At 28.2% G+C, this 13,594-nt stretch carries 10 protein-coding genes; all 10 read right to left on the reverse strand.

From position 1 onward, the window contains the following. Positions 1-68: 68 nt before the first annotated feature. The 10 genes from HNV10_RS09705 to HNV10_RS09750 all read right to left on the reverse strand — a co-directional run bounded on the left by HNV10_RS09705 (position 69) and on the right by HNV10_RS09750 (position 13,545). Complete coding sequence (locus HNV10_RS09705) at positions 69-2,429, reverse strand: GumC family protein (protein ID WP_173301155.1); 2,361 nt, start codon at positions 2,427-2,429, stop codon at positions 69-71. Between the two features lie 13 nt (positions 2,430-2,442). Then, positions 2,443-3,225 (reverse strand): polysaccharide biosynthesis/export family protein, encoded by a 783-nt coding sequence (locus HNV10_RS09710; RefSeq protein ID WP_173301156.1) that lies wholly within the window; start codon positions 3,223-3,225, stop codon positions 2,443-2,445. A 35-nt stretch (positions 3,226-3,260) separates the two neighbouring features. Continuing rightward, positions 3,261-5,156: a polysaccharide biosynthesis protein gene (locus tag HNV10_RS09715; protein WP_173301157.1), complete on the reverse strand. Its 1,896-nt coding sequence runs from the start codon at positions 5,154-5,156 to the stop codon at positions 3,261-3,263. Then, on the reverse strand, positions 5,150-6,277 hold the full coding sequence (locus HNV10_RS09720; protein WP_173301158.1) for a DegT/DnrJ/EryC1/StrS family aminotransferase: 1,128 nt from the start codon (positions 6,275-6,277) through the stop codon (positions 5,150-5,152). Before HNV10_RS09720 ends, HNV10_RS09715 begins: the two co-directional genes overlap by 7 nt. Positions 6,278-6,582: 305 nt before the next feature. Then, entirely contained in the window at positions 6,583-7,203 is a 621-nt protein-coding gene (locus tag HNV10_RS09725; protein WP_173301159.1) for a sugar transferase, read from the reverse strand. Next, on the reverse strand, positions 7,203-8,348 hold the full coding sequence (locus HNV10_RS09730) for a glycosyltransferase family 4 protein (protein WP_173301160.1): 1,146 nt from the start codon (positions 8,346-8,348) through the stop codon (positions 7,203-7,205). The genes HNV10_RS09725 and HNV10_RS09730 overlap by 1 nt, the downstream gene beginning before the upstream one ends. Before the next feature lie 197 nt (positions 8,349-8,545). Continuing rightward, positions 8,546-9,646 carry a glycosyltransferase gene (locus HNV10_RS09735; protein ID WP_173301161.1) on the reverse strand — a complete coding sequence of 367 codons (1,101 nt, stop codon included), beginning with the start codon at positions 9,644-9,646 and terminating at the stop codon, positions 8,546-8,548. 2 nt (positions 9,647-9,648) lie between these two features. After that, positions 9,649-10,737, reverse strand: coding sequence for a glycosyltransferase (locus tag HNV10_RS09740; RefSeq protein WP_173301162.1), 1,089 nt, complete (start codon positions 10,735-10,737; stop codon positions 9,649-9,651). Further along, positions 10,730-11,815: an O-antigen ligase family protein gene (locus tag HNV10_RS09745; RefSeq protein WP_173301163.1), complete on the reverse strand. Its 1,086-nt coding sequence runs from the start codon at positions 11,813-11,815 to the stop codon at positions 10,730-10,732. The genes HNV10_RS09740 and HNV10_RS09745 overlap by 8 nt, the downstream gene beginning before the upstream one ends. Positions 11,816-12,036: 221 nt before the next feature. Beyond that, positions 12,037-13,545 carry a lipopolysaccharide biosynthesis protein gene (locus HNV10_RS09750; RefSeq protein ID WP_173301164.1) on the reverse strand — a complete coding sequence of 503 codons (1,509 nt, stop codon included), beginning with the start codon at positions 13,543-13,545 and terminating at the stop codon, positions 12,037-12,039. Positions 13,546-13,594 lie beyond the last annotated feature (49 nt).

The raw sequence follows: 13,594 nt of genomic DNA on the forward strand, positions 1-13,594 counted from the left end.
ATAAAACAAAAAAGCCACTTTCGTTAAAAGTGGCTTTTTTGTTTAAATACAATATAGTATACAGTAAATTAAGATTTTTTAAACTGGTACCATTTTTTCTTTCTATTTGGGTTATTACCATAGCCGTAACCGTAGCCTCTTTTTGTTTTAGTTGTACCGTTTAATAAGACAGTCATATTTGGTAATCGTTTCTCTTCATATAAAGTCTGGGCATTTTCTAATGCTCTTTTATCTATATTCTCGGCACTAACTACATAAATAAACATATCAGCAAAATCACTAATTAGAAAGGTGTCTGTAACTAGACCTACTGCTGCTGTATCAACTACAATATAGTCATATTTATCTTTAACGAATTTAAATAATTCATGCATACGATCACTCATTAAAAGTTCCGCTGGGTTAGGAGGTATTGAGCCTGAATGAATGATACTTAGATATTCATTATCCTTTAAAGTGGAAATAACGTCCTTAATTTCAATGGATTCATCAGAAATATAATCCGTAAGGCCATTTTTACTCCCTTCTAATTCTAAATATTCTTTAACTTTTGGAACTCTAATGTCAGCCTCAATTAGTAATGTAGATTTTTTTGAAAATGATAATGAAGATGCTAAATTAATCGAAGTATGAGATTTCCCTTCCTGAGCACGGGTTGATGTAACAAACATTGTTTTAGATTCGTGCTTTCTAGATTTTAACATAAAATCGATATTTGATCTAATTATCCTAAAAGCTTCCGCCTTAGGAGAGTAGTCTATTTTTTTAATAACACGTTTCTTTCTTTCTGATCTAGGTATATCTCCAATAAAAGGTATACTTAAAACTTTCATTAAATCCTTTTTCGTATGTATCTTAGTGTCTAATAAATTTGATAAATAAACAAATATAATAGGTAGCATTGTGCCTAAGACTAATGCAGCCATGTAAATAAAACCTTTTTTAGGACTTATTGGTAAAGATCCGGTATAAGCTCTATCAATAATTTTAGCATTATTCGAAGATAGCCCTTGATTTATTGCTGATTCTTCTCTTTTTTCTAAAAGATAAAGATATAGTGATTCTTTTATGTTCTGCTGTCTTTTAATATCAGTAATCTGTCTTTGCTTTGTAGGTGCACTGTAAATTTGACCTCTAATTCTATTTCCTTCTTGATTTAATGCACTAAGAGTAATCTCATTTGTAGATTTCATAGTGTTTAAAGTACCTTTTAAAGTTTGTTTTAAGGAATTTATTTCATTAGCTAGTCTAATTACAATTGGGTTTTTATCACTAGAATTTTTTAACATTCTATTGCGTTGTTGAACTAAATCATTATGAGCTTTAATTATTTGAGAGGTACCATTATCAGAAATACCTATGTCGGCAGGGAGGACGTCTTCATTAGAACTTTTATCTTTTAGTTCTTGTTGTAAATACTTTATTAATTGAATATTATTAGTAGTATTTACAACTTTGTTCTCGTTTTCTTTTTCACTTGCTAAGTAAATATTAGTTTGTGAACCAAGAGCAGTTAATCTATTCTGCTTTTGTAATGACTCCGCAGAAAAATCAACTTGTTCCAATTCTTGAGAAACTAAATTAAGTCTATCATTTATAAAATCAGAGGTTGCTTTTACAATTTCTGCTTTATCGTTTGCTACATCTTCATTGTATTTTTCTACAAGTTTGTTTAATATTAAACTTGCCCTTTCTTTTAAATTGTCATTAACATTGAGGGTTACAATATCAGAACCCATTGAATTTACAATACTTATTTTAGTTTTATAAAAGTCTACCATCCTATCAACAGAAATAAGATTTAACTTTATATTAGTACCTACTTTTAAAGAATCAGCTTTTAAAGAGTTAGGTGTTATTACAATATTTCCAAATCCTGTAGCAATTTTATCTCCAAACGAATATGTTTTAGCAGTTTCATCTTCTAAATCCAATATCTTGTTTTTTTCAACACTTGATAAACTAAATTTTGTTTTAGAATTGATTTTTATATATAGTGTAGTGTCTATTTGATTAATTATTGAGTCACCTTCATAAAAACTAATATTAATTGGAGGGTTTTTGTATAATTCTGTTTCTTTAATTCTTCCAAGTTCAAAATATTGAATATTTAAATCCAATTCATCAATAACTTTTCTTAAAATTGTTCGAGATTTCATTATCTCTATTTCATCACTTATATTAGTAAAGTCAGATGAGAATAAGCCGTAATTTTGAACAGCAGATAATTCAGGTAATTGACTACTCGAATCATTGTTTGAATTAATTTTTATAGATGCTGTTGCTTGATATTCATAGGTCGCATATCGTAAATAAGCAAAAGCTAATCCGATTGCTATTATTATACAAAAAAGAATCAATTTCCATTTACCTACGATTAATTCAAAAGTATCTCTGAAATCGTCATTTATGTTATGTTTAGAACTCATTTGTATGTAATAATTATTTTTGATTAGAAAGAACAATTGCTGTAATTGTTGCTAGGGTTGAGATTGCTGAGATTATAACACCATTATTTTGATTATATGATGATGATCTAATCTTTGCTCTATTTGGTTCTACATATATAACATCATTTTGTTGTAAGTAGTATAAATGAGAATTTACAGTGTTTATCGAAGTTAAGTCTATATATGCAAATTTCTTTTTACCATCAATTTCTCTTATTAATTTAACATTTTTTCGTCTACCAAATATTGTTAAATCATTAGCATAACCAAGTGCTTCTAATAATGTTACTCTTTCATCTTGCATTGTGAATGTACCAGGTCTGTTAACTTCTCCAATTACAGTAATTGTGAAATTTGCCAATCTTATATTAACAATTGGGTCATTAGCCATTACTTTGATTTTATCTACAAGTAATGAGGTCAGTTCAGTACGAGTAAGTCCTTCTACTTTAATAGTCCCTAAGACAGGAAATTCAATATTACCATTATAATCAACTAGATAAGATTGTTGCTGCATTGTACCTTGCGCACTTGTAATATCAAAAGTATTATTGGAAACAACAGGAAGATTAAAGGGTCTAACAGTGTCTGGATCTAATGCGGAAACATTAATTGTTAAAATATCGTCTGGCTTATATTTTAGCTCAGTTGGTTCGGTTGAAAGTTGCCCTTCTTCAAGTTGTTGATCTTGTAAGTATATAACATCCTTACGCGAAGCACAAGAAGTAGAAATAAAAATGGATAATAATGAAATAACAATTATATGTGGTCTCATATGGGTAATATTATTGATTAAGTTTAAAGATAAGTTTATTTTTTGTTATCCAACACTTCGTAAGTAGAGTTATTAGAAATATACTCCGGAATTAATTCTTTAATGAAAGATACAATTTCGAGAGGCTGTGTTAATGTATTAACTGAAGTTAATTCATTTATTTGGTTTTCGACACTAACGATATCTACTTTTCTGGATTTTGCAATCATAATTTTTTCATGATAGGTTTTTTTAGTGTTTTCTCCATCCGCTAAGAGTTCTTCGTATATTTTCTCACCTGGTCTTAGTCCTGTGATTTTAATGTCGATATCTTCTGGATAACGCAAACCTGATAAAATAATCATATTTGTTGCTAGGTTAAATATTTTAATTGGTTCGCCCATATCAAATACAAAAATCTCTCCACCATTACCCATTGCAGCAGCTTCTAATACAAGCTGACATGCCTCAGGTATTGTCATAAAATATCTTGTAATTTCTTTATGTGTTACTGTTAATGGACCACCTTTTTCTATTTGCTTTTTAAAAAGTGGTATTACGGAACCATTAGATCCTAAAACGTTACCAAATCTTGTAGTTATAAACTTTGTATTGCCTTTTCCTTTTAAACATGAGACATAAAGTTCTGCAATACGTTTAGTTGCACCCATTACATTAGTTGGGTTCACCGCTTTATCTGTAGAAATTAACACGAACTTATCGACGCTGTGTTTGACTGCAATATCAGCGACATTTTTTGTTCCGCCTATATTAACACTAACAGCTTCAAAAGGATTGTTTTCCATTAGTGGAACATGTTTGTATGCTGCCGCATGAAAAACCATTTGTGGTTTATATTGATTAAATATTTGGTCAATTCTAGTTTTATTTCTAACGTCTGCAACAATAGCTTCAATATTACTTAATCCTTGTTGTCTAAACTCTTGTTGAATGTCGTATAAAGCAGATTCTGCATTATCAACTAATATTAGTTTTTTAAAGTTATATAAACTTGCTTTTCTGGCGATTTCGCTTCCGATTGATCCAGCTGCACCAGTAATTAAAATAACTTTATTGTCGTATTGATCTTCTAATTCTGGATTTTTAATGTTTATTGGGTCTCTGCCTAATAAATCTTCAATTTTTACCTCTTTTATTTGACCAACACTTAAATCACCATCAATCCAATTTTGAACAGGAGGAACAATTTTTACTTTAAGGCCTAAAGAAAAAAGGCTGCCGGTAATTTGGAGTAATCTTGATGGGTCTATATTCTGAATTGAGATGATAACATCTTCAACATTGTGCTTTTTTATAAAGTTTTCAGTAATACTATCAATATTGTAAACTTTTAATAAGTTTATTTTCTTACCGACTTTTTGGGCATCATCATCTATAAATCCAACAACTTCAAATCCATTTTTAGTATCATTTTCTATGGCATCATAGGTTAACATACCTGAGTTACCTGCACCAAATATTAAAACTTTAGAAATTGACTGAAAATCTTGGGTTATGTAATTATATATAGATTTTATAAATAATTTAGAACCAACTAAAAATAAAATATTCAATAATAAATGAATATAAACAATTGACCCAGAGATACTAAATACGCTATCTTCTCCGACTATTTTTCTACTTAAAAAAGTAATACAGATGAGTAAAGTGGCTAAGATATTTGCACCAATAATAACATTAACAATATCTTTAAAGCCCGTAAATCTAACAACGCCTTTATATGTACCTACAGCAATTAAGCTAATAGCAGCTATAATTGCAACGTAAGGGATTTGATTGATTAATTTTCCAAAGTCAAAATCTAAGGTGAAATTGTACCTAATTAGATAAGCAATAAAAAACATTGCAACCACTATTACTATATCAAATAGTAAAACCAACCATTTGGATGCGTATTTTTTTGATATTTTATTTAAATATTTGACTAACATTTTTCAAAATAAGTATTTACAGCAGAAACAACTCTGTTTAATTCAATATCAGTAAGATTAGAACCACTTGGTAGACATAATCCTTTTTCAAATAACTCATCAGATACACCGTTAAGATAACTAGGAGAATCTTTAAATATTGGTTGTTGATGCATTGGTTTCCACAATGGCCTAGATTCAATATTTTCTTTTTCTAATGCCAGTCTCAACCCTTCTCTTGTGGAGTAAGAATCTAGTAATATACAAGTTAACCAACGGTTAGAAAAGTAACCTTCTGGTTCTCTTAAAAAAGTGATTTCACCTATGGCTTTAAACGCATTTTTATAGAATTCATGGTTAGATCGTCGTTTTGATACGTGGCTATCTAAAACAGTCATTTGGCCTCTTCCTATTCCGGCTACAATATTAGACATTCTATAATTATAACCAATCTTTGAATGTAAATAATGAGGTGCATTATCTCGCGCTTGTGTTGCCAAAAACACTGCTTTTTCTTTAAACTCTGCCGTTGGTGAAACCAAAGCACCTCCACCAGATGTTGTTATTATTTTGTTACCATTAAATGACAATATTGATAAGTCACCAAATGTTCCACAATTTCTACCATTATATCTACTACCTAATGATTCTGCACTATCTTCAATAATGGGAATATTATATTGTTTTGCTACTTTGTTAAGTTCGTCTACTTTATACGGCATTCCATATAAATGAACCGCAATTATAGCTTTTGGTTTTTTTCCTTTAGCTATTCTGTCTTTTATAGCTATATCTAACTGAATAGGGCACATATTCCATGTCTCTCTCTCACTATCTACAAATATTGGTGTTGCACCTTGATATATAATAGGATTTGCTGAAGCGGAAAATGTCTTACTTTGACAAATCACTTCATCTCCATGCTTTACATCTAACAAAATGAGACTTAAATGTAGGGCAGAAGTACCAGATGCCAATGCCGCGACATGGCTATTTTCTTTTAAATAAGTTTGTAAGTCATTTTCAAAGCCATTAACATTTGGGCCTAAAGGTGCTACCCAGTTAGTATCAAAAGCTTCTTTTACATAAGATTGCTCATTACCACTCATGTGTGGTGATGATAGCCATATTTTTTCATTCATAGGTTAATTCTTTAAGTTAGTACCTAAAGTTTTTAATTAAAGGTGTTTGGGACCCATATAATTAATAGCATTTATTGTGCTAATATAAGTCCTTAAATTTTAAACAAAGAAACAAAAATAATAATTTACGATAAACTGTTTGGTTTACACGTTATATCAAAATTATTTATAAGTTAAATGTATAATTATCAGACCAAAAGAACCTCTTTTTACTTAATATCAATATTTATAATTGAAAACTAAAAAAGAGAAAAAAATAATGGAATATTATATCTTATTAGTAATATAAGATTGAAAATATTTGTTTATGAGTTTTTTGTTCCAGTAAAAGCAGGCATATCTACAGTTTCGGAGCTATTTATATCACTTTTCTTAATTACTTTATAAAAAGTTAACCATAAGATTCTAAGGTCTAACACAAAAGATTGATTATCGACATAATATACATCGTGCTCAAATTTTTCTTCCCATGAGATTGTATTTCTTCCGTTAATTTGCGCCCATCCTGTAATACCTGGCATTACCTCATGTCTTCTATTCTGTTTTTCATTGTATAATTTTAAATATTGTGGTAAAAGTGGGCGAGGACCTACTAAACTCATATCACCTTTTAAGATATTTAATAATTGGGGAATTTCATCTAAAGAATATTTTCTACAAATATTACCTGTTTTGGTTACACGCTGCAGTGCAGGTAATAATTCTCCATTTTCATCGGTCTTATCAGTCATGGTTTTTAACTTAATAATGGTGAAGATTTTCCCATTTTTGCCTGTTCTTTTTTGATAAAAGAATGGTTTACCTTTATTTAAAATGCTTAAAATAATTATAAGTGTTATAAATATTGGTGATATTAAAACTAAACCAATAAAAGCTGCGAGAAAATCTAAAGCACGTTTAACAATATTTCTATATGTTTTTTTCATTATTCTAAAGTTTTATATAATTTTAATAATTCTTCCCAAATATATTCTCGTCTATAATTATCTAATATATTTTGTCTAGTGTTTTTTGCTAAGTCCTCTCTTAAATTTGGGTTTTCTAACAATTGTCTCATAGCGTTTTCTAACGCTTTTGAATCCTTTGGAGGAATGATAATGCCATTAAATCCATCTGTTATTATTTCGTTACAACCATTAATATCAGAAACAATACATGGTAAGCCCATAGAGTTAGCTTGTAAAACAACATTTGGAAACCCTTCTCTATAACTTGGAAAAGTCAATACATTGCTAATTGCTACATATGGTCTAATGTCCTTTATTAAGCCAACAGAATGAATATTTTTATTTTTTTCTATTAAATCCTCGGTTTTAGAATCAATAGGATCTAGTTCCTTTTCACTTGGACCTACAATAACAAGTTTTGCTGTAGAATTTAATTTACTTATCTCTGAAAATGCAGAAACAAGTTCATTTATTCCTTTGTCTTTTACCACTCTACCTATGAAAATAAAAACAGTATCTTGTTGTTGTATATCTAATTGTTGTCTTAACTTATTTGCTTCTTCTATACTTACTTTATCTTGACTATAGTGCTCAACATCTATACCGTTCGAACTTCCTTTTCCAATAATCTTTAGTTTGTTTTCTGAACAGAATTTTTCTTTTAAAATTATCTCTTTCATTCCGAATGAATTTGGAAGAATTAGAGTAGAACATTTATAGGTAAACTTTTCTACAATATTTAATAATATTCTTTTATTTCCTGTTGCTTCCAACAATGGTAAACCTGCGATGGTATGCAATCTGTGAGGAACACCTGCTAATTTTGCAGCAAGCATACCAACGGTGCCTGCTTTTGGAGTATGTGTGTGGACAATTAAAGGTTTCTCTTTTTTAAATACCTTATAAAGACGATAAACAGAAACTAAATCTTTAAGTGGTGTTATAGATCTTGTCATAGGTACATCTATAGTTCTTATGCCTTCAATTTCTTCAACTTCTTTTAAGTCTTTTCCTCCACCAGAGACACCTATTATTTCAAAGTACTTATTCATGAAACTTAACTGTCCTTTAAGTAATATTTTTAAGGACATTGCAATAGTTGTAATTCTAATTATTTTTTTCATAATACTTCTATCATACATCTTCTGTTTCAGCAATATTTCATAATAAAATATGACATATTTACATTGGGATTAATTTTTATTATTTTAACAGGATGTAAGAATTATTTTTTGATATTGATTAATTCTGATAAATAATTTTTAAATTGATTATGTAACCGAAATTAATAATTTTTAGTTTTAATGCTGTTTTTTTCTAATTAATTCGTTATATCAACTTTTTCAGGGGTTATTATTTCGTTTATGCGTTTGATAAAACTACTAATATCTCGCTTGTTAAGAAACTCCTTATGAATATTTTGAGTACTGTTGATAGGATTTTCTAGTACTTTAAGAATACCATTATATAGTTTTTCTGCATTATCTACTTCAACCGTAGTAATATTTGGTATCTTATCAATTCCTCCTGCACATGTTGTTGAGATTACGTTGTTGTTTTGCGACATCATTTGCAAAAGAACATTAGGAAACCCTTCTATACGAGAGGATACAACACAAGCTTGAGCATTTTTGAAATAAGGATAAACATTACTTACATGTCCCACAAAAACCACATCGTTTTTAAGACCTAAAGATTCTGCTTGTAATTTTAAGGTTTCCTTAAGATTACCTTTTCCTAATATTAAAAGTTTTAAATCTGGGTAGCTAGCTTTTAATTTAGCCAATGAATTTATTAATAGGTCAAATCCTTTAAGTTGAATTAATCTGCCGGCAGAAACTAAATATTCTTTAGGAAGTTTTATTTTTGCTTCTCCTTTTGACATGAACTCAATTTGGGATTTGTCAATAGGATTTGGTATCTCCTCAACAATTGTCCTTTTATTTATTTTTGGAAAGTACTCTATAAGTTGATTTTTCATTAACTCTGTTTGGCAAATTAATAAGTCGATTTTTCTATATCCAAACTCATATAAAAACTCATATTTTGCCAATTTTATACCAGTAAACCTTGTAAAAACTGTTGTAGATTCCCTTGCTATAAATTTTTGTGTTTTTAGAATATTTAAACTCAACATTATCCCAACAAAAGCATTGACTGATACATGTGAAGTAAAAATGTAATCATAGGAGTTCCGCTTAAATAATATTTTAAAAAAATATTTAAGGATACCTATAGTTTCATTTTTAGAGCTCATATACTTTTGATTAGTATATGTATTTAAATTCTCCCAAAGTGAAGATTCTAATTTTCTAAAAAAAACAATTTCAACATCTTCAGATTTATAATGTTCTGCAACCATTTTGAGATATTGTTCAGCTCCTCCTAGAATATTATTTGGTAATAAAAAAAGAATTTTCATATTTATTTAATTGGCCTATTGTTCATTAAGTTGTCAAATAGACACTCATATTTTGACAATATAATTTCGCTACTATATCTACTTGTTACAGAAAGATTAATTGTTTTAGAATCAAATAGTTTAGTTTTATTATTTTTATTTAAATAGTTAATAAAATCTGTTTCGTTATCAACAATATATCCATTAATTCCATTTTGTATAATTTCATCTATACCTCCAGGAGCTGCAAATGTAATTACTGGTGTTCCCGTAGCACAACTTTCTATCATAACATTAGGAAACCCTTCTACAAAAGAACCATTTAAAAATACATCACTTTCTCTTAAATATTTTGGAACTTCTTTTGTGTATGGAATATGTATCACTTTGTCTGATAAATTCAATTTATTGATTTGCTCAGTTATTTCATTTAATTTTGACCCATTTCCAATTATTGTGTATCGGAAATCATGGTCTAATTTTGATAGTAAATTAAGTAATCTTTTGTGTCCTTTTCTTTCATGTAATGCTCCAACTGTAATATATTTAACTATGGAGTTTTGTTTTTTTCTGTCTTTTAAAGTAAATCCTTTAGTAATTGGGTTATTTATAGTAATAAGTCTGTTGGTGTCGATATTGTTTTCTGATATTATATCTTTAAGCATATCGTTAGATTGACATATTATTACATCTAAAACTTTTAAACTTTTTTTGTGAATAATAGAAAAAATTGTATTGTTTTTAGAATTCATTTTGTTGCGCACACTACCTACATTTGCTTCTCTACCAATAAATTTTATTTTTTTAAATAATGGAGACACTAACGCTAATAAACTATTTACATGACCTATAGAGCAGATAACAATATTGGGCTTTTCATTTTTAAAAACATTTATAATTGTAAAAATACCTTGAGTAATTTTAGTTTTATTTAAATAAATGATTCTAATACCTTCTGTATTATAAACAACATCTTTTTCAAAACCAAAAATCACCATAAAAGGCTCAAACTTTGATTTATCTATGTTTTGGGCTATATATGTCATAACACGTTCCGCTCCACCAGCTTTTAGAGAGGGTAAAACAAAACATATTTTTGTTTTTTTATTCATACATCATTAATTTTTTTCGAATAAAAGATTCATTATCATTTTTATCAATATATGAGTATATTGGGATTAACATTATAACCATATAAACATCATAATCTGAGTAAAATAAGAAGTTGTTATGAAACATAGAGTGTATAATATAACCTGTTACATAAAGAGTAAACAATATTTTATAAGTAGAAATATGCATTTTTATATGCTTAAAAAGAAAAATAAAAAATAGTATTATTACAGGGTATCCAAATATTGTATAGTTAAATCCAACATTTACAAAACCGTTATGAGAAGGTAATACTAGTACTGCTTCTTTTCCAAATTTATAAAACATCTCACGTCGAACTTCAGCATATTCCTCACTAGTTATTCCAAGAGGATGAGTAGCTACTGCGTATAAACCTGTTAGCCATAATAAGTCCCTATGAGAACCTTCATCATCTAGTTTAGTAAGACGAGAATCTTTATTTCCTGTAAAAAAGGATTCAATTTTATTAATAAAAACCAATGAAGCGATTAGTCCAATTAATGTAAAAATGACTTTGTAAGAATTTAGTTTTTCGTTATGAATAAATACAAATACACCTAATAGAATAAAAAATTCGGCTAAAATTAATGATCTTGTCTGGGTTAAAAATGAACAAACTAAAATTAGGCTAATTATACCTAAATAAACACCTTTTTTTTGTCTAAAATACATATAAATATTCAAGAAAAAAGTACTCAATAAAAAATATGAAAAGGTAATAGCGGAAGGAAATGGACCAGATGCTCTAAACCTAATGCCAATACCTAATTTTATATATTCTTCCTGATTATTTAATTTTTTAGCGATTCCTTCACTCGCCTCTATACTTGCAAAAAGAGTCTTTTTTATAGCCATCATCGATGAAGAAATAGGTGACAATGGATGTTGTAGAATAGCAAAAACACAAATTAAAACATGAACTCCAATAATGATATTAACAAATTTAATATTTTCTTTGGCTATAAGGTAGAATAGAAATGAAAAAACTATGTATGAAAAGCATTTTACTAAACCTATAAGTATAAATTCAGAGTCATAATTAAGTATTGCTACCATCCTCAGATTCATTAATAATTGTAATAAAGTTAGTATAAATAAAAACAGATTATATCGTCTAAAAAAAGTATTAGTTTGAAAAGCAAATAGATATTCTTTAAAGAATACGAAGAAAAATATAAATTCTAATAATCTATCATAACTAATACCACCGACTTTAAAATTTATAAAAACATTGTTTACTCCTAATAGAACGGCAATAATAATAAACCCAAGAGTTCTCATTTAATTAGTTTAATTTTACGTGCAATTTTTTTTGCACCGTTTGGTAAATTTTCAATAATTTGTTTAAGCATGTCTAAATTATGTTTATTATAATAGATACTTTTTTTGTGTCTTATTGCAATAATAAACAAAGGAAGAATAACTATCGCAGAAAAAATTAACGCGAATATCATTGAATAATAATCAGATAAAAGAAATATTAATATAATTAGAATAATCGGAGAGAATATAATAAACATTCTAAAGTGTAAATTTAAGAAATCTATAAACTTAAACTTTAATATTTTATGAATTCTGTAAGAAACCTGAATATAATTAATCACTGTTGCAAAAAGCACTCCTAATGCTACTCCATTCAATTCCCAAAAATTAAGCCCAACATAAGTACTGATAGCCATTATTGCGGCAAATATAATTTGGTATTTTGCACTTTTATATACATAGCCTAAAGATTTTAAAAAAGATTTATTTATTCTTGTGCCAAATCTAAAACAAAAACCAATTATGAGAATTTGAAATGGCAAAATAACGGAAGTCCATTGATTTCCTAATAAAACATTAACGAGAAGTTCTGCATTAAACATTAAAAATACAGAAACAGGCAGGAGGATAATTAAACAAAAAGATATACTGAAAAAATAAAATGAGGTAAGTTTTTTTACATCATTTTGTATACTAGATAAAACGGGAAATAATACTTTATCATATAATTGTCCAAAAAAGCTTGCAGGAATTGATAAAAACTGAAAAGCTTTTGAATACACACCCAAACTAGCTTCTCCTAAAAATTTACCGACAATAATATTATCTGAATTTTCAGCAATAAAATTAAAACTAGAATCTAAAGTAAAACCTGAACCAAAAACCAATATATCTTTGTACGTTTTTTTATTTGCTATCAACGTAAAAGAAGGCTTTACAAGAAACATTACTAGAATAAAATTTATTAGAAGCATTGCTAATTGACCATATATTAGTGCCCAAAGACCCATTCCCATATAAGCCAAAATTATTGAAACTAAACCATAACCTAAGAAATAAGATATTGACCTACATTTTACTATTATGGAAAATTTAAGTTCACGTTGTAAAATAGAGAAAGCTACACCAGTAAAACTCTTTAATGGAAAGAAAAATGAGAAAAACTGAATAGGTTCATCAAGGTTTTCTAAATTAAAAAAAATGGCAATTAAAGGGGCAATAAAATAAAATAGAGTACCAATAATACTTCCTAAAATAAAAGAAATTGCAAAACTTAGAGAAATATGCTTTTTTGTCAATTTTTCCAATTGAACAATGGCACTACCAATACCCATTTGGGTAAAAATATCGGAAAAATTTACAAATATTAATATAATGCTCATCACACCAAATTCCGCAGGAGTTAATAAGCGGGATAGGACGGCAATAATTAATAATTGAATTACAGTATTGAAAATATTTCCAAAGAACATCCAAATAAGACCAGTAATTCCGGATTTAGTTTTAGAAATATTATTGTTCATAAAATGATTGCAATTAGCGGATAAAAGTGCAACAATTATTTCTAAACTT

It is taken from the genome of Winogradskyella litoriviva (genome assembly GCF_013249065.1).
Lineage (GTDB): Bacteria > Bacteroidota > Bacteroidia > Flavobacteriales > Flavobacteriaceae > Winogradskyella > Winogradskyella litoriviva.